Annotated in this window: 17 protein-coding genes; 9 read left to right on the top strand and 8 right to left on the bottom strand. The window is 36.8% G+C overall.

From position 1 onward, the window contains the following. Positions 1 to 119 precede the first annotated feature (119 nt). A complete protein-coding gene (locus ACI6PS_RS10180) occupies positions 120 to 1,043 on the bottom strand; it encodes an EamA family transporter (protein ID WP_421012461.1) in 924 nt (307 codons plus the stop codon). A 189-nt stretch (positions 1,044 to 1,232) separates the two neighbouring features. Here ACI6PS_RS10180 and ACI6PS_RS10185 point away from each other — a divergent pair, with 189 nt between their 5' ends. Beyond that, a complete protein-coding gene (locus ACI6PS_RS10185; RefSeq protein ID WP_421012462.1) occupies positions 1,233 to 4,673 on the top strand; it encodes a methylmalonyl-CoA mutase family protein in 3,441 nt (1,146 codons plus the stop codon). A gap of 293 nt (positions 4,674 to 4,966) precedes the next feature. Here ACI6PS_RS10185 and ACI6PS_RS10190 read toward each other — a convergent pair whose 3' ends face one another. Continuing rightward, positions 4,967 to 5,905, bottom strand: a complete 939-nt coding sequence (locus ACI6PS_RS10190) for an alpha/beta fold hydrolase (RefSeq protein ID WP_421012463.1) — start codon at positions 5,903 to 5,905, stop codon at positions 4,967 to 4,969. A 374-nt stretch (positions 5,906 to 6,279) separates the two neighbouring features. On the opposite strand from ACI6PS_RS10190, the gene ACI6PS_RS10195 reads away from it, so the two are divergent. Then, positions 6,280 to 6,642, top strand: coding sequence for a hypothetical protein (locus ACI6PS_RS10195; protein ID WP_421012464.1), 363 nt, complete (start codon positions 6,280 to 6,282; stop codon positions 6,640 to 6,642). A gap of 7 nt (positions 6,643 to 6,649) precedes the next feature. Here ACI6PS_RS10195 and ACI6PS_RS10200 read toward each other — a convergent pair whose 3' ends face one another. Further along, a complete protein-coding gene (locus ACI6PS_RS10200; protein WP_421012465.1) occupies positions 6,650 to 7,525 on the bottom strand; it encodes a 3-keto-disaccharide hydrolase in 876 nt (291 codons plus the stop codon). A gap of 144 nt (positions 7,526 to 7,669) precedes the next feature. Here ACI6PS_RS10200 and ACI6PS_RS10205 point away from each other — a divergent pair, with 144 nt between their 5' ends. After that, positions 7,670 to 8,848, top strand: a complete 1,179-nt coding sequence (locus tag ACI6PS_RS10205; protein WP_421012466.1) for an MFS transporter — start codon at positions 7,670 to 7,672, stop codon at positions 8,846 to 8,848. Positions 8,849 to 9,000: 152 nt separating this feature from the next. Here ACI6PS_RS10205 and ACI6PS_RS10210 read toward each other — a convergent pair whose 3' ends face one another. The 4 genes from ACI6PS_RS10210 to ACI6PS_RS10225 form a co-directional block, all read right to left on the bottom strand. Then, positions 9,001 to 9,249 carry a hypothetical protein gene (locus tag ACI6PS_RS10210; RefSeq protein WP_421012467.1) on the bottom strand — a complete coding sequence of 83 codons (249 nt, stop codon included), beginning with the start codon at positions 9,247 to 9,249 and terminating at the stop codon, positions 9,001 to 9,003. Positions 9,250 to 9,416: 167 nt separating this feature from the next. Beyond that, positions 9,417 to 9,797, bottom strand: coding sequence for a YchJ family protein (locus ACI6PS_RS10215; RefSeq protein ID WP_421012468.1), 381 nt, complete (start codon positions 9,795 to 9,797; stop codon positions 9,417 to 9,419). A 1-nt stretch (position 9,798) separates the two neighbouring features. Then, positions 9,799 to 9,939, bottom strand: coding sequence for a hypothetical protein (locus ACI6PS_RS10220; RefSeq protein ID WP_421012469.1), 141 nt, complete (start codon positions 9,937 to 9,939; stop codon positions 9,799 to 9,801). Positions 9,940 to 9,943: 4 nt separating this feature from the next. Continuing rightward, a complete protein-coding gene (locus ACI6PS_RS10225) occupies positions 9,944 to 11,002 on the bottom strand; it encodes an acyl-CoA reductase (protein ID WP_421012470.1) in 1,059 nt (352 codons plus the stop codon). A gap of 131 nt (positions 11,003 to 11,133) precedes the next feature. On the opposite strand from ACI6PS_RS10225, the gene ACI6PS_RS10230 reads away from it, so the two are divergent. Beyond that, positions 11,134 to 11,484 carry a 4Fe-4S dicluster domain-containing protein gene (locus ACI6PS_RS10230; protein ID WP_421012471.1) on the top strand — a complete coding sequence of 117 codons (351 nt, stop codon included), beginning with the start codon at positions 11,134 to 11,136 and terminating at the stop codon, positions 11,482 to 11,484. 125 nt (positions 11,485 to 11,609) lie between these two features. Further along, positions 11,610 to 12,770, top strand: coding sequence for a hypothetical protein (locus ACI6PS_RS10235; protein ID WP_421012472.1), 1,161 nt, complete (start codon positions 11,610 to 11,612; stop codon positions 12,768 to 12,770). Between the two features lie 55 nt (positions 12,771 to 12,825). Here ACI6PS_RS10235 and ACI6PS_RS10240 read toward each other — a convergent pair whose 3' ends face one another. Further along, positions 12,826 to 13,365, bottom strand: coding sequence for a hypothetical protein (locus tag ACI6PS_RS10240; protein WP_421012473.1), 540 nt, complete (start codon positions 13,363 to 13,365; stop codon positions 12,826 to 12,828). Positions 13,366 to 13,524: 159 nt separating this feature from the next. Here ACI6PS_RS10240 and ychF point away from each other — a divergent pair, with 159 nt between their 5' ends. The 4 genes from ychF (at position 13,525) to ACI6PS_RS10260 (ending at position 16,966) form a co-directional block, all read left to right on the top strand. Then, the gene (gene ychF / locus ACI6PS_RS10245) at positions 13,525 to 14,619 is read left to right on the top strand and encodes a redox-regulated ATPase YchF (RefSeq protein WP_421012474.1); all 1,095 of its coding nucleotides are present in this window, start codon (positions 13,525 to 13,527) and stop codon (positions 14,617 to 14,619) included. A 77-nt stretch (positions 14,620 to 14,696) separates the two neighbouring features. Beyond that, positions 14,697 to 15,224, top strand: a complete 528-nt coding sequence (locus ACI6PS_RS10250; RefSeq protein ID WP_421012475.1) for an NADPH-dependent FMN reductase — start codon at positions 14,697 to 14,699, stop codon at positions 15,222 to 15,224. 3 nt (positions 15,225 to 15,227) lie between these two features. Next, entirely contained in the window at positions 15,228 to 15,902 is a 675-nt protein-coding gene (locus ACI6PS_RS10255; RefSeq protein WP_421012476.1) for a TIGR02117 family protein, read from the top strand. 74 nt (positions 15,903 to 15,976) lie between these two features. Beyond that, on the top strand, positions 15,977 to 16,966 hold the full coding sequence (locus ACI6PS_RS10260; RefSeq protein ID WP_421012477.1) for a transglutaminase domain-containing protein: 990 nt from the start codon (positions 15,977 to 15,979) through the stop codon (positions 16,964 to 16,966). Positions 16,967 to 17,159 lie beyond the last annotated feature (193 nt).

Below are 17,159 nucleotides of genomic sequence, written 5' to 3' on the forward strand. Positions count from 1 at the left end.
TCGAAGCATTATAATTAGGAGCGAAAGTTAGGGCATTTTTAGAATCCATTTTCCTGCTGTTCATTCCAATCTTTTATTTTTTTAAGAAAAAAATAAAAGGATTTCCATTACCATCAGGGCTAGAGGGAATCCATTTTTGCTCTAGGAATCGTTCCCTCTGGTTTCGATTTAAAGAATAGTTTCGAATTAAATAGTACAATCGAAAGTAATATGAGAGAGTACGCCACAATCTGAAAAAAACTGATTGATTCATTATAGTAAAAGATCGCAAGGATAAATGTAATAATCGGATTCAAGTAAAGCAATATCCCCACGGTAGAAGAGTTTATACCTTTTAACGCATACAAATTTAGAAACAACGGAACAATAGTAAATACAACTGCAATAACTAAAATGTAGAGATAGAATGAAATTTCCGTTGGAATTTGAGCACTGTAAACCGGATAAAAAGGTAAAAGGAAAATAGCTAAAATAACCAACTGAATCGTAAGCAAAAAGAACTTGTCAATTGAAGTATTTCTCTTCTGAATTACTAGGTATAAGGCATAAGTTGTGGCTACAATTAGGCTATAAAAAACATCTTCAAAATGTCCATAACCCAAAAGAATACAGCTAAAAATACTCAGTCCCACTGCGCTCCATTGAATTTTAGACAATTGTTCTTTCAATATAAAAAAGGCGAAAACTGTTGTCAAAATAGGACAAACAAGATAGGCAAAAGAAGCCGCTTTCACACTGATATGATTCATTACAAAAATAAAAAGGAACCAATTTGCAGCTAAAAGCATCGAACCGCCAACAGTTAGTAAAATCAAATTTTGTTTTTGCTTTACAGCAAGACTCTTAAAATGAACTGCCGTTTCAGTAATAGTTTTTCGTCTAAAACCTAAACTGATGACCATCATCAGTACCACACAAAAAAACAACCGATAAAACAAAATATCCAAAGACGGATAATTATGTAAAGGCTTTAAAGCCAAGCTGAAAAATCCCCAAATTACAAATGCTAAGACAGCGGCAAGATAATATTTTGTCAGTTTCATCGATCAAATAAAAGTCGACACAAATGTAGCGAAATACAGAGTTGATAAAGTTGCTTCTTATGAATTCGTTATGATATTTTACGCAATCGTTATCATCGCCTGCCAAAACCATCACAATTACTAAATTAATACTTTCAAATTTTTAAGAAAATCGTAAATTGCGCATCTAAAATCGACAGATATTTTAATATGGAACAAGCAAAACCTTATATTCCTAAAAATAAAGTAAGAATTGTAACGGCCGCAGCCCTTTTCGACGGTCATGATGCCGCTATCAATATAATGCGAAGAATCATCCAGTCAACGGGTGTGGAAGTAATCCATTTGGGTCACGACCGAAGTGTGGAAGAAGTTGTAAATACCGCTATTCAAGAAGATGCAAATGCAATCGCAATGACTTCCTACCAAGGTGGTCACAACGAATATTTTAAATACATGTACGACCTTTTGAAAGAAAAAGGAGCAGGACATATCAAGATTTTTGGCGGTGGAGGTGGAGTAATTCTTCCGGACGAAATCAAGGAATTACAGGATTACGGAATTACAAGAATTTATGCTCCAGATGACGGACGTGAATTAGGTTTGCAAGGAATGATCAATGATTTGGTTCAAAAATCAGACTTTCCAATTGGTGATAAATTAAATGGAGAAGCAAAACATTTGGAGGAAAAAAATCCAAGAGCAATTGCCCGCGTAATTTCTTCTGCAGAAAATTTCCCAGAAATCGCAAAAGAAACTTTAGATACGATTCATAAACAGAATGAAACGAGTAAAATTCCAGTTTTGGGTATTACCGGAACCGGTGGAGCAGGAAAATCATCTTTAGTGGATGAGTTGGTTAGAAGATTTCTAATCGATTTTCCAGAAAAAACAATCGGTTTGATTTCGGTCGATCCTTCAAAGAGAAAAACAGGTGGTGCTTTGTTGGGGGATAGAATCCGAATGAATGCCATCAACAATCCTCGTGTTTACATGCGTTCTTTGGCGACTCGTCAATCGAATTTGGCGTTGTCAAAATATGTCGCTGAAGCGATTCAAGTGTTGAAAGCTGCGAAATATGACATCATTATCCTTGAAACTTCAGGAATCGGACAATCGGATACGGAAATTATGGATCATTCTGATGTTTCGTTATACGTAATGACGCCAGAATTTGGTGCCGCAACACAATTGGAAAAAATCGATATGCTTGATTTTGCTGATTTGGTTGCGATTAATAAATTTGACAAAAGAGGTTCTTTGGATGCCTTGCGCGACGTGAAAAAACAATTCCAAAGAAACCACAATCTTTGGGATGCCAATCCAGATGATTTGCCGGTTTTCGGAACGATTGCTTCGCAATTTAACGATCCGGGAATGAACACGCTCTACAAAGCAATCATGGATAAGATTGTAGAAAAAACCGAATCAGATTTGGTTTCTACATTCCAAATCACACGCGAAATGAGCGAGAAAATTTTCGTGATTCCGCCTCATAGAACACGTTATCTTTCTGAAATTGCTGAAAACAATAGAAAATACGATGCAACGGCTTTGACTCAACAGCAAGTCGCTCAAAAATTATACGGAATTTTCAAAACTATCGAATCGGTTTCGGGTAAAAAGCCGGAAATCAATAAAGCTGGAATTGATGATAGTACGGTTTACAAAAGTGCTATCGAAGGTGAAGATGAAAATAGAATTTTCTTGAATTTACTTCTAAACCAATTTGACAAAGTCAAAATGGATTTGGATCCTTACAACTGGGAAATTATCTTGACTTGGGACGAAAAAGTAAACAAATACAAAAATCCTGTCTATACGTTTAAAGTGCGTGACAAGGAAATCAAGATTGCAACGCACACAGAATCGCTTTCGCATTCGCAAATCCCGAAAGTGGCTTTGCCTAAATACGAAGCTTGGGGCGATATCTTGAAATGGAATTTGCAAGAAAATGTTCCTGGGGAATTTCCTTTTACTTCTGGATTATATCCATTTAAGCGTGAAGGCGAAGATCCATCGAGAATGTTTGCTGGTGAAGGTGGTCCGGAAAGAACCAACAAACGTTTCCATTATGTGAGTGCCGGTTTGCCTGCAAAACGTTTGTCAACTGCTTTTGACAGTGTTACTTTATACGGAAATGATCCGCATTTGCGTCCAGATATTTACGGGAAAATCGGTAATGCCGGAGTTTCTATTTGCTGTTTGGATGATGCAAAGAAATTATATTCTGGTTTCAATTTGGCGCATCCGCTGACTTCTGTGAGTATGACGATTAACGGTCCGGCTCCAATGTTGCTTGGTTTTTTTATGAACGCGGCGATTGATCAGCAATGTGAAATTTACATCAAAGAAAATAATCTTGAAGATGAAGTGGAAGCGACTATCAACGAAATCTACAAGAAAAAAGGACTAGAAAGACCAAGATATAATGGAGAACTTCCGGCTGGAAACGACGGTTTAGGTTTGATGCTTTTAGGAGTTACTGGAGACTTGGTACTGCCAAAAGAAGTGTATGAGCAAATCAAAATAAGAACGCTTTCGCAAGTTCGTGGAACCGTTCAAGCTGATATTTTAAAGGAAGATCAAGCTCAGAACACTTGTATTTTCTCTACAGAATTTGCCTTGAGGTTGATGGGAGACGTTCAGGAATATTTTATTGCAAACAACGTCAGAAACTTCTACTCGGTTTCGATTTCAGGCTATCATATTGCGGAAGCAGGTGCTAATCCAATTACACAATTGGCGTTCACCTTGGCAAATGGTTTCACTTACGTGGAATATTATTTGAGCCGTGGTATGGACATCAACGATTTTGGACCAAACTTGTCGTTCTTTTTCTCAAACGGAATCGATCCTGAATATGCAGTGATTGGACGTGTGGCAAGAAAAATTTGGTCGAAAGCCTTGAAAAATAAATACGGAGCCAACGAAAGAGCCCAGATGTTGAAATATCATATTCAAACTTCGGGTCGTTCTTTGCACGCGCAAGAGATTGATTTCAATGATATCCGTACGACTTTGCAGGCTTTATATGCAATTTACGATAACTGTAACTCGTTGCATACCAATGCTTATGATGAAGCGATTACAACGCCAACAGAAGAATCGGTTCGCAGAGCAATGGCGATTCAGTTGATTATCAACAAGGAATTAGGTCTGGCGAAAAACGAAAACCCAATCCAAGGCTCGTTCATCATCGAAGAATTGACGGATTTGGTGGAAGAAGCTGTTTTATTGGAATTTGACAGAATTACCGAAAGAGGTGGCGTACTTGGTGCGATGGAAACGATGTACCAACGTTCGAAAATCCAAGAAGAAAGTATGTATTATGAAATGCTGAAGCACACCGGTGAATTCCCGATTATTGGTGTGAATACGTTCTTGAGTTCGAAAGGTTCGCCAACGGTTATTCCTGCGGAAGTAATTCGTGCGACGGAAGAGGAGAAACAATTCCAAATCACGATGCTGGACAATCTTCATAAATTTTATGCAGATGAAACCGAACAACAGCTTTCCATTATCCAAGATATTGCCATTAACAACAAGAATATCTTTGCACAGTTGATGGAAGCTACCAAGATTTGTTCTTTGGGAGAAATCACTTCGTCGTTGTTTGAAGTGGGTGGACAATATAGAAGGAATATGTAATGCTGGACTTCTTAGACTTCTTAGATTTTTAGACTTACAGATTTAATAAAGCCAAAAGACCTTTCGAAAGTGAGGTCTTTTTTTTATGGCTAAATAGAATACTCTGATGAATTTGGGCAAACGTTTTGAAAATTCCGTTTGAAACGGAAGAGAAGAAGGAACTCTGCCAGCAACTTATAGAAAAAGACAAATTGGTTAGAAAGAAGATTCAGTTGAAAGTTTTAAGAAGATGAATGTTAGGAAGTAGATACCAGCTGCAGTTTATAAATTTCAATGAAAAACTTTCGAAAGCGTTAATCCAAAAAATCTATCATTTTTTTATTAACCAATTTTGCCTGATCGATGGTCAAGAAATGTCCGGCATCTTTTATTTTTTCGGTCTTGCTCTTCGGGATGAATTCAGATGCTTTTTCTAGACTATCTTCTGAATTGATAACGTCGTGATCACCTATCAATACTAAAACAGGAATGTTGATTTTCTTTAAATCATCTTTAGAGAAAGGGAGCATCTGCAGCATACTGGTGTTGCTCTTGGCATATTTGTTGGCCAGATAGAATTGTTTCTTATAAATCGTATCAATTTTTTTAGGAGAATAGGAAAAGGCATCCAACGTTCGCTTTAATTTTTTCTCGTTGGGAAACAATTTCAACAGCAAGGCCGGCATCGCTTTTCCTTTTTTATCAATAGATTCAAAGGTTTGGGCCGGGCTCAATAATACCAGTTTAGAGATTTTGCTGTTGTCCTGCGTAGCCAACAGGGTAGCGATCCATCCGCCACGGGAGGCGCCAATTACCTTGAATTTCTTTAATTTATAATGATCGAAAATTTGGTTGTACCAGCTCACTATTTCGGTTGTATTCAAGCGACTTCCGGTTGAAACCGACTTCCCAGGTTCCATCAAAAAATCGATGGCATAAACGCGGTGGTTTTTTGCAAGTGCTTCGATATTGGGATACCACATGGTAGAGCTGGCGTCCATTCCGTGAAGCAATACCAAGGGTTCGGCTTCTTTTGGTCCGGCAATAATAACGTGTGCCGTCCCGATGCTGGTCTGCACATCTTCTTCCTTAAAAGGAACCTTCCAAAGTTTCAGTGCATTGTTATAGGACTTGATATAGGCCGCCTTTTCGGTTTTCCTCTTAAAAACATAATCGTCGATGCGGTTAGCTTTTGAGCCACCACAACTAGAAAGTACCAAAGCAAATAGGAGTAGGATAACAAATTTCTGCATCAGATTTTTATTTGGCTAAAGATACTTATAATCAAAAAAATTTATGCTACAAGATTATGATTGAAAGTATCAAATTAAAACAGTAATCATAATATTAAATAATGTTGTGCCACAAATGAAAAATGAGAATAAAAGTAATAAGGAATGGTAGTTTTTTATGATGAGGAAATTTTTTGGAATACAATTTACGATTAGTTGTATTAAATTACTGATATACACTTGCTAAAATTATTTAATGTAAAAGAGGATTAATAGTTGCTAACTTGTGTATTTTTTTAGATTTGTATATTACAATTGATTTATTTTATATAATTTCGTTTTCTAAGATAAAAAAATATTATTTATAACTATTTCGCCCCGAAATAAAGTTTAAAATGGCTAGAATTAGAAGAAATATCGACCAAGATTTTTTGGAATATTTAGAATATAAAATTTCCAAATTACATAAACGGCTCCGTCCTAAAGAAAATTTTAAGATGTGGTGTAAAGATATCAAAATAGCAAATCCTGAAAATTGTTCTGTTGAATATGTAAAAGACCATAAGCAAGTTGTTCTAAAAGCTTTTGTAGACAAGAATGGTCGTATAGAATTTGATTTGTATGTGAATTTTGGTTATCAGGCCTTAAGCTCTTTATCTAAAGGTCTTGATCTCAAAAGCACTTTTCCAGGATATAAAAATGAAGAGTTGTTTGCTATTGATTTCGAAAATAAATCAATCTCAATAAACCTTTCCTAAGCTTTAACTATTCAAAATAACGCTGCCACTCTTTTGGCAAGTGGCTTAGGTGTTTAATCTTGACCTCCTTAAAATAAGCCTCGGCACCTTCACTCTGTAGCTGAATTTTTCCTTTCGTCAAAGGATACGATTTTCCATCTTTTACATAGCGGGAATTTTTTAAAACCATTACGACTTTTCCGTTAACAATATGGAGGCTTTTACCACCATAGCAAATAAGTTCCACCGTTGTCCATTCTCCCGGTTTGCTTTCTAGGTTTTCACTTCTCAAACAAAATCCGTCAATCCCAGTTCCTGCGGCGATAGGTAAAAATGGTTGGTTTTCATTTGCCACAGGATTCATTATACCTTCCGGAATGAAAGCTCTGACATCAATGGCGGAATTTGCAATATTCCAATAATCGCCTACATGGCCTTCCATAATTTGCAATTCCTGCGAAAGCATCCAAGCCTTCCAATAATCAACGCCGCATTCGCCAACAGAATGATACAGAATTCCCGTATCGCGCAATTTATCAGTTCTAGGCATCCATTTTTTCTCGCCCCATTTCACCTGCAGCTTCAAATGATAGTTTTCATATTCCTGCTTGGTAAAAACACATCCATAAATTTCGCCGCTTACCCTCAAAATAATTTCCTTGTTCTCTTCAATGATAGAAAAAACATTTGCTTCATTTTTATTATATCCGATAGGGGCTATCTTCTTTCCATTTCCATCAACAGGAACTTCTCCTTTATAATCAGGCTTATGACGGTAGCTGAGATACATTTCCCATTCCGATAAATTTCTGTCTAAAAGGTTTGTCCATTTCGCTTCCTGCGAAAAACAGACAGTAGTTAAAAGTAGTAACAATGCGGTGTGCAAGGCTTTTGAATAAAACATAAAATTCCAAAAAGGGGTTAATGAATTTTAAAGATAATATTTTTTTGATGTGCAGGTCATGCCTTCACAAAGTTGCTATTTAGAGTTAAATAAAATCCTATTTTTGCAATCCGAAGAACGTAGCTTAGTTCTTCCATTTAGATAATGATAAAAACCCCGCATCCCATTTATAATCTTCAGTTCGCACTCGTTTGCATGAGTTCGCTTCTGTTTTCTGCTAGCTTTAATATGCTCATACCAGAATTGCCTTCCTATCTGAGCAGTATGGGAGGAGCAGAATACAAAGGTTTTATCATTGCCCTTTTTACGCTTACGGCAGGAATATCAAGACCTTTCAGTGGCAGGCTAACAGATACTTTAGGTCGAGTTCCAGTAATGGCTTTTGGCTCATTTGTGTGTTTCATCTGCGGATTTCTATATCCAATACTCGGTAGCATTGCAGGATTTCTATTTCTGAGATTGATACACGGTTTTTCAACAGGCTTTAAGCCAACTGCAACCGCAGCATACGTTGCCGATATAATTCCAAAAGAACGCTGGGGCGAAGCACTCGGCTTTCACGGACTCTGTTTCAGCATAGGTATGGCCATCGGTCCTGCGATCGGGAGTACGGTCACACTCTATTATTCCATCGATGTATTGTTTTACATCTCCTCTGCATTTGCCCTGCTTTCAATTCTGATTCTAATGAATATGAAGGAAACCCTCAAACAAAAACAGCGCTTCAGTATATCGCTTCTCAAAATTTCTAGAAAAGACATCATTGCCATAGAAGTTCTCCCTGCAGCTTTGATTACGTTTTTGTCCTACATCGCCTATGGGACAATCCTTACTCTGATTCCAGATTGGACACAGCATCTCGGTATTTCCAACAAAGGATTGTTCTTTATTGTCTTTACCATATCATCATTACTGATTCGTTTTCTTGCCGGTAGAGCTTCAGACAAGTACGGCAGAACTCGCGTTATAACCGTTGGTCTCTTTCTTCTCGTCATCGCCCTGTTTATCTTGGGGTTTGCCAATACTTTCATGGGCTTTCTCTTGGGGTCAGTTGCCTACGGAATTGCCACAGGCGTACTTTCACCGGCATTAAATGCTTGGACAGTCGATATGAGCCATCCCGATCACCGAGGAAAAGCAATGGCCACCATGTATATCGCCCTCGAAGCAGGAATTGGACTCGGAGCGCTACTGTCAGGTTGGTTCTACCACGACATCATCACACGAGTACCCACATTATTATACGCATCAGCTGGAATAGCCTTTTTAGGATTTTTGTATATGTTGGATAGATTGAAGAAAACCAAAATCTTAAAAGTATAATTGCCATTATCAGGAGCAAAACGCTTGGGCAGAGAATAAAGTCATTTTCCTGCTGCCTTTCCAAATCTTTTTATTTTTAAAGAAAAAATAAAAAGGATTTTCCCTAGCATCAGGGCTAGACAGAAAACTTAAGGCTAAAAAATTGGAGTAAATTATCTCGCTTCACGATCTTTAATTTCTTTAGTTACAGTCCCTAAATTATTAGAAATAGGTAAAATCAAAATAAAGCAAACCGGTATTATAAAAAAAACAACGCGATTACCTTCATTTAGATTAAAAAAAGTAATGCCAGCCAAAATAATCAACGTAAAGCAAGCACACACAAGTAATTTTGATTTTAGCATTTTTTTCTTTTCATACAACTCTTCTAAATTCAATTCAGAAAGGCTCTTATTTTTCATTCTATTTGGGCTTTTGGGGTAAAAAGTACTTCAAATATATCATTTTCATCTTAAAGACGAAAGTGTAAGTGAAATTTTATAAAAGTGTAATGAAGTTTCATTTTTATAAAGCGCTAATTTCCAAAGTTTTCAATAGTTATGGATGAAATATTAAGCGGTAGTAATCGTCAATAGAATACTCCATCCACATAAAACCATCTTCCATCTTCCTTTACAAAAGTAGATTTCTCATGATGAACTGTTGCTTTTAGTCTATTGTCTAGAAAATAAGCCTTAAATTCTACCGTGTTTTCCGTTGCATTCAACACTTCAAGTTTAAGCCACTGATTGCTTTTGGACCATTCCAAGATGTCTTTCTTGCTGTGAAATTTTCGAGTAGAAATATGAGTGGTTGCTACCAAATAGTCACCAGCTTGAGTACAGTAGGCACTGTATCTTGAGCGCATTAGGGTTTCGGCAGTTGGTGGGTTTTGAATACCATTGATATATGGTTCACAGCAATTGTCGAATGTTTTTTCGCTCCCGCAATAACAGTTCATTGCAGGCATATTATTTATTTGCTTCGTTAAACTTCTTCATAATCAAAGCCAGTTTTTCCTTGCGCAATGCCTCGGCTTCTTTTGCTTTAGCTTGAGCCTTGTGAAGTTTATCGTTGTGCTTCTTGATGTTCTTTTCGTTGTTTCTGCCCATGATTTTAGATGCTTTTCAAAAATGCAATGGTATCCACATTGTCGGCATAATCCCAAAGTTCAGGTTGCTGTGTCTTTCCGAAAGGAACACTTTTTTCAATTATCCCTTTTGAAACAATACACTGAATTTGTTCATTTTCTGTTTGCAATCGTTTTTTCAGCTCTTCCAAATCATCGTAATATTCATAGAAAACACTCGAAATAGGCGAGGCATAGCTTTTATCTTCCTTGATCGTCAGGAATTCATTGTCCAGCAATTTGAAATTGCTCATCAGGAAAACAGCCTTGTTGTAATCGTAATTATTGGCATATTTTTCATACTTGATGATGTCCTGATAAGGAAAAATTCCTCCAAAGAAAGCATCAAAATTATAGCCTTTCGGAACAAATAATTTAGAAACATTTCTACATCCCAAACCAAAATAACGGAAGATATCTTCCCCCAAAGCAATCATTTGTGCTTCGGATTCGGTTCCGTCCAAAACGGCAACAGAATTTCTGCTTTTACGAATGATAGAAGGCTTGTCTTTAAAATAATATTCGAAATAACGGGCAGTGTTATTGCTTCCTGTAGCAATTACAGCATCGAAATTTTCCAGTTTTCCATCCACGAAAGTGATGTAATCTACAAATTTTGGCTCTACTGCGATTAAATATTTTGCCAAAAAAGGCAATAAATGTTGGTCATTCGAAGATGTTTTTACCAAAACTTTATGCCCAGAAATCAACACGGATAAAAAATCATGAAATCCAACCAGTGGAATATTTCCGGCCAGAATCAAACCAACTGTTTTAGGCTCAATATTCGATAAGTCATATTCAGAAAGCCACTTGTCAAGGTTGTCTTTTGTTAAGGCTTGCGCCCAAGAATTTACTGAAAAAAACACTTGCTCGGGCGTGTACCAGCCGTTATGTGATTGCGAAAGATGAATTAAATCCTGAAATTCATTAAAAAACAAATCGTTATGCAAAACGTTTTCATTTCTAGTGCTTTCATTTTCAGAAAACTGGCTCAGAAATTTTCCTAGTTCAACGAAAATATTTTTTTTAGATTCTAAAGTCATATTGATTTGCTTATGAATTGTTTTGGACGTAATTTTGCAACAAAAATAAACCTTTTCTAGGCAGTAGGCAATAGGCGACAAGCAATAAGCTTAAGACCTTGAGCATATGGCCTAAAGCTAAATAAAAAGAAATGGCAATCATAATAACAGACGAATGCATCAATTGTGGTGCTTGCGAACCAGAATGTCCAAACACAGCAATTTACGAAGGTGCAGACGACTGGAGGTATAAAGACGGAACCAAATTGAGAGGTAAAATTATTCTTCCAGATGGAACCGAAGTAGATTCTGATGAAGCTCAAACTCCTATTTCTGATGATATTTACTACATAGTGCCTGATAAATGTACCGAATGTAAAGGGTTTCATGAGGAACCTCAATGTGCCGCTGTTTGTCCTGTTGATTGTTGTGTTCCTGATGACAATCATGTTGAAAGTGACGAAACTCTCCTAAATCGTCAGGCATTCTTGCATAATGAATAATTAGATGAGGGTTTTTTTAATCCTTTCACTCTCAATCGTATTTTATAAAATAAATTAGAATTTTCTTTCAAAAAAAGCGGTTGCTGTAAACTTATTTTGTTAATTTTGTTAAAAACAAATTCAAAATGAACAAAATTACCCTGCTGTTTTTTTTGCTTTTATCTTCAAGTATTTGGTCACAAACCGTAGAAAAGGAACTGATTTTAAAAGATATTGAAACAAATCTTCCTATTGAAGACGCTACTGTATATATCGTTAGAACCAAGCAATCGTTGCTTACAAATTCAAATGGTGTTGTAGTTTTTGATTTAAAAGGCAATACCAATATTGTCATTTCTCATACTGCCTATGACGGAATTACAATGAAATCGGCTACTATAAAGGATAGGCAATATACCATCTATCTAAAAAGTAATCTGAACGATCTAGATGAAATTATTGTAAGCCGTAAACATCCGCAGAAGATACTCAAGGACCTAATCAAAAATTCAGTTGCCAAGCTAAATGTTCCGGCAAGATTGAAGGTGTATTCACGAGAGTTTTTTAAACTAAACGGTACTTATTCCTACTACACCGATGGCTTGATGAACTTCCAAATTTTTAGCAGGGCTAATAATTTCAAGTCGAATATATTGGTAGAGCAAAACAGATCCTACGGTTTGGTAGAACAGGAGATTACTGAAAACCTTTTGGGGTATAACTTCAACAACATCATGGAGAATTACTACAACTTCAAGTATCTGGAGCCACTTTTGGACTCAAAGGCGCTTAAGGAATATGATTTTGCCATAAAGATATATTCCTCCAATAAGGATTATTACTTACTAACCGCCAGTCCGTCAGAAAACGCAAAAGGATTGCTCGATGATTTTACCGTAATCTATGATCCAGATAAGAAAATCATAATTGAGGTAAGCTCGTTTGTGTCGCCAGCTATAGTTGCAAAAATGAAAGAAAAGAGCAGTAGAGGTTCCAGAAATATCTATAAATCGTTGTTTAAAACCATTTACAGAGTGGATGGAAGTAATTATTATTTGCTGACATCAAAAGAAGAAATAGCTTTTGAACGCAATGATAAAAATAAGACAACTGATATTGAAGTCAGGAATTATTTTGTAACCACAAATTTCAGTACAAAAAATTTCTCATTTGAAGATAGTGATGTATTCAAAGACAAAAACCTCTTCAATAAAAAAAACACCATCCTTACCGAATACTGGAACGATTCAGGTCTTGTTCCTACGGATGAAGAAAAGAGCATCATCGAAGCAATCAGTAAATTATAAAAACAAAAAAATCCTGAATTATTGAATTCAGGATTTTTCATTTTGGTGTTTCTGATTATTGCTGAGAACGTGTATACGTTTGAATAGTTACCTTGTCTGATTTATCATCATACGTTTCCAAAACCAAATTTCCATTCGTATCGAAATACCCTATCGAAGTAGAGTTTTTTCCTCTGTAGATATAACTATTAGTAGAAGTAGCTCTCAAGATACCAATCTTCTTATTTTCAGGAGTTGAAATCACATATCCTGAAGGATCCAAAGCCAATTGATAGCTTTTTCCGTCAGAAGTATAATAGGATGAACGGTCAATATCAACTGTTCTGGTTGTTCCATCCGGATTGGTTACAGTTGTTTTAGAAGTTACTTGAACAGGAGTTTCTTTCATATCCTTGTTCAGGGCTTTAGATTCTGCATTCTGAAGCTCAATATTCTGCACTTCCTGTACTTCCTGCTGTTTCACAACTTGTTTCTGTCCGTCAGAATCCTTAACAGTAGTCACGGTCGTTTTCGTAACATCTGTAACATTCTTGTTTTGGGCTTGGGTATTTATTGTAAATAAAAGAACACCAGCCATTAAAAATATCGTTTTCATAATTCTTGGTTTTAATAATTATACAAACAAATTTAGTTTCATCACACTCAAATTCGCTTATCGAATTCTGATAAAAGATTATAAAATACACACTTGAATATTTAAACCATTTTTGCGATATAAAGTTTATATTTGCACACTTTTAAAATAAGAAATAAAATGAAAGCAGGAATTGTAGGATTGCCAAATGTAGGAAAGTCAACATTATTCAATTGTTTGTCTAATGCTAAAGCACAAAGTGCAAACTTTCCGTTTTGTACAATTGAACCTAATATCGGAGTAGTGAATGTTCCGGATCCAAGAATCAATAAGTTGGAAGAATTGGTAAAGCCAGAACGCGTTCAGATGGCAACCGTAGATATAGTAGATATTGCCGGATTGGTAAAAGGAGCAAGCAAAGGCGAAGGATTAGGGAATCAATTTCTTGGAAACATCAGAGAATGTAATGCAATCATCCACGTTTTGCGTTGTTTTGATAACGATAATATAGTTCACGTTGACGGAAATGTAAATCCAATCCGCGATAAAGAAACTATCGATATCGAATTGCAATTGAAAGACTTAGAAACGGTTGAAAAACGCCTTGAAAAAGTAAACCGTGCGGCAAAAACAGGAAACAAGGAAGCGCAGGTAGAGCAAGCTTTATTAAACAGAATCCGTGAAGCATTATTGCAGGCAAAATCTGCAAGAACAATTACACCACAAAGTAACGACGAAGAAGTTTTGTTGGAATCCTTTCAATTGATTACTGCAAAACCCGTTTTATACGTTTGTAATGTAGATGAAAATTCAGCTGTAAACGGAAACAAATATGTAGATCAAGTGCGCGAATTGGTAAAAGACGAAGACGCAGAGGTAATCATTCTTTCTGTTGGAGCCGAAGCTGATATCACTGAGTTGGAAAGCTACGAAGAGCGTCAAGTGTTTCTTGAAGATATGGGATTAACCGAGCCAGGAGCTTCAGTTTTAATCCGTGCTGCCTATAAATTATTGAAACAGCAAACCTATTTCACGGCTGGTGTAAAAGAAGTTCGTGCTTGGACAATCAATATCGGAGCAACCGCGCCACAAGCCGCAGGAGTGATCCATACCGATTTCGAAAAAGGATTTATCCGTGCAGAAGTTATTTCGTATGATGATTACGTGCAATACGGTTCTGAGGCAAAAGCCAAAGAAGCAGGAAAATTCAAAGTGGAAGGAAAAGAGTATATTGTAAAGGATGGCGATGTGATGCACTTCCGTTTCAATGTATAATTCCATTTTACATATTTAATATTGAGGAGTCATTTTTGGCTCCTTTTTTGTTACTTTTAAAAATAAAATAAAAAACCATGAAAATCATCGCATTCGCTGGAAGCAACAGCTCCAAATCCATCAACAAAAAATTAGTAACCTACGCATCAAGTCTTTTTAATAATGCAGAAGTAGAAATTCTAGATTTAAGAGATTATCAGGCGCCACTTTTTAGTGTAGATGTCGAAAAGGAAATCGGTCAAGCCGAAGAAGCGCTGGCGTTCCTAGAAAAGCTGAAATCCGCCGATATGTTATTGATTTCCTTAGCAGAAAACAACGGTAACTATTCAACCGCCTTCAAGAATATTTTCGACTGGTGTTCCAGAATTGAAAAAGATGTCTTTCAAAAAAAACCAACCCTTTTGATGGCTACTTCTCCTGGCGGAAGAGGAGGAAAGGGCGTTCTGGAAATTGCCCAAAGTAACCTACCTCGTTACGGTGCAGACATTAAAGCCGTATTCTCATTGCCAAGTTTCAATGACAACTTTAATGTGGAAAACAATACGATTTCTAATGAAGAATTGGATAATGAACTCAAGCAAACCGTTTCCAATTTCAAGTTCTAATAATTGAAAAAAGCTTTCAAAATACTCGGTAAAATACTACTAGGAATCGTTGGTTTCGTTGTGGTTTATGTGCTATTTGCTTTCATTTTATCAAGAATTCCAGTAAATTCAGAAAATAAAAATAAAAACGAAGACGTCACCATCTACATCAAAACCAACGGTGTCCATACCGATATTGTCGTGCCTATAAAAACCGAATACAAGGATTGGAGCCAGAAAGTCCAGTTCGCACACATCAAATCCCAAGATTCCACTATGCAATACATCGGTTTCGGCTGGGGCGATAAAGGATTCTATCTCAACACGCCAGAATGGGCAGATTTGAAATTCAGTACCGCCTTTAACGCCGTATTTTATTTAGGAACCTCCGCCATGCACGCCACGTTTCTCAAACAGGTAAAAGAAACCGAAAGCTGTGTCAAAATCAAGATCAGTCAGGCTGAATATCAGCAATTAATCGCCTACATCGAAGAGAGTTTCCAATACGACAAAAACGGAAGCCCAATCCTCATAAACGCCACGACCTACGGTCAAAACGACAGTTTTTACGAAGCCAATCGCAAATACCATCTGTTTTACACCTGCAACACTTGGGCCAACAATGCCTTAAAAAGTGCCAACCAAAAAGCCGCACTCTGGACGCCTTCCGACACTGGTATTTTTTGTCATTATCAATAAACTTCAAAGCTTAATTTTTTATTAAATCTTTGTTCGTCAGTTTTCTATGGCAGGAAAGTTGCTTATTTTTGGGTATGAAAAACCTCATTCTAAACCTACAAAAAATCACAGTTCTCGTTATTCTTTTTATTACGACAAATTCATTCGCCCAGGATTATTCACAAGTTGATTTATTGGTAAGCAATTATCCAAAATCATTTTCAAAAGCCGAAGATTTAGCCGAAAAAATAAATAAGGATTTCACAAAGGAAGACGAGAAAGCAAGGGCAATTTTCTATTGGATTGCCACAAATATCAAATACGATGTAAAAACTTTTTATACCCAAAAAAACAACCGCCCTGTAGCTTTTACGTTTCGAAATCAGGAAGAAAAAGAAGCCAAGCAACGCCAATTCAAGCTCGATTTTGCCTTGAATGCATTCAAATCCAAGAAAGCAGTCTGCCAAGGATACACCGCCTTGTTTGATCATCTGGCAGCACTCACCGGACTCGAAAGTGTCACCGTTACTGGAACAGCAAAAACAACTGCAACCCAGATAGGCAAGCTTCCCGGAGCCAGCGACCACGCATGGAATGCCGTAAAAATCAACGGACATTGGAAATTGGTAGAACCAACCTGGGCATCCGGAGTGGTAGATCCTGCCAAGAAAATTTTCACTCCAAAATTCAACGACGGTTACTTTTTTACACCGCCAGAAATATTTGTTTATACCCATTTCCCCGACAACAAAAAATGGCTCTTGGGTGAATTTACAGAACAGGAATTTGCTTCCTACCCCTTATATTTTGGAGAATATATACGTGACGATTATACAATTCTAGCTCCAAAAACAGGAATTTTCACTGGGAAGAAATACAATACAATCGCATTCAAGATCAAAAATCTAAACCCCGAAGACCAAGTAACCTACGCTTTAACTCGTTTCAGAAAAATCGAATTGCCAGAACTGAAAGTAACCGGCGATATTACAGAATTCAATGTCTTTCTACCTGATAATTCCAACGGATATCTAACGATTTACATCAACAATAAAGGAATCGCAACCTATAAAATTCAGAGATAGTTTTAGGGCCAATTTCCAGCTTTCCATTACAAGTCCTCATTCAAAAAGCTTTTTTTCCAAGGCTGAAAAGGAGCTTCCGTTGGTCGCTCTTTACAGCCAGGAAAAAATAGCTTTTTGAATTCCGGGCTTTCCATTACAATCTGGGGCAGAGTCCGTGTTTATGTTCAAATTATTTATTTTTCATTCAAATTTG

The organism is Flavobacterium sp. PLA-1-15, from assembly GCF_049060005.1.
Taxonomy (GTDB): domain Bacteria; phylum Bacteroidota; class Bacteroidia; order Flavobacteriales; family Flavobacteriaceae; genus Flavobacterium.

Bases quoted from the DNA above. Each gene is read 5' to 3' on its own strand.
- ACI6PS_RS10180 (WP_421012461.1), bottom strand. From the start codon at position 1,043: ATGAAACTGACAAAATATTATCTTGCCGCTGTCTTAGCATTTGTAATT.
- ACI6PS_RS10185 (WP_421012462.1), top strand. From the start codon at position 1,233: ATGGAACAAGCAAAACCTTATATTCCTAAAAATAAAGTAAGAATTGTA.
- ACI6PS_RS10190 (WP_421012463.1), bottom strand. From the start codon at position 5,905: ATGCAGAAATTTGTTATCCTACTCCTATTTGCTTTGGTACTTTCTAGT.
- ACI6PS_RS10195 (WP_421012464.1), top strand. From the start codon at position 6,280: ATGGCTAGAATTAGAAGAAATATCGACCAAGATTTTTTGGAATATTTA.
- ACI6PS_RS10200 (WP_421012465.1), bottom strand. From the start codon at position 7,525: ATGTTTTATTCAAAAGCCTTGCACACCGCATTGTTACTACTTTTAACT.
- ACI6PS_RS10205 (WP_421012466.1), top strand. From the start codon at position 7,670: ATGATAAAAACCCCGCATCCCATTTATAATCTTCAGTTCGCACTCGTT.
- ACI6PS_RS10210 (WP_421012467.1), bottom strand. From the start codon at position 9,249: ATGAAAAATAAGAGCCTTTCTGAATTGAATTTAGAAGAGTTGTATGAA.
- ACI6PS_RS10215 (WP_421012468.1), bottom strand. From the start codon at position 9,797: ATGCCTGCAATGAACTGTTATTGCGGGAGCGAAAAAACATTCGACAAT.
- ACI6PS_RS10220 (WP_421012469.1), bottom strand. From the start codon at position 9,939: ATGGGCAGAAACAACGAAAAGAACATCAAGAAGCACAACGATAAACTT.
- ACI6PS_RS10225 (WP_421012470.1), bottom strand. From the start codon at position 11,002: ATGACTTTAGAATCTAAAAAAAATATTTTCGTTGAACTAGGAAAATTT.
- ACI6PS_RS10230 (WP_421012471.1), top strand. From the start codon at position 11,134: ATGGCAATCATAATAACAGACGAATGCATCAATTGTGGTGCTTGCGAA.
- ACI6PS_RS10235 (WP_421012472.1), top strand. From the start codon at position 11,610: ATGAACAAAATTACCCTGCTGTTTTTTTTGCTTTTATCTTCAAGTATT.
- ACI6PS_RS10240 (WP_421012473.1), bottom strand. From the start codon at position 13,365: ATGAAAACGATATTTTTAATGGCTGGTGTTCTTTTATTTACAATAAAT.
- ychF (WP_421012474.1), top strand. From the start codon at position 13,525: ATGAAAGCAGGAATTGTAGGATTGCCAAATGTAGGAAAGTCAACATTA.
- ACI6PS_RS10250 (WP_421012475.1), top strand. From the start codon at position 14,697: ATGAAAATCATCGCATTCGCTGGAAGCAACAGCTCCAAATCCATCAAC.
- ACI6PS_RS10260 (WP_421012477.1), top strand. From the start codon at position 15,977: ATGAAAAACCTCATTCTAAACCTACAAAAAATCACAGTTCTCGTTATT.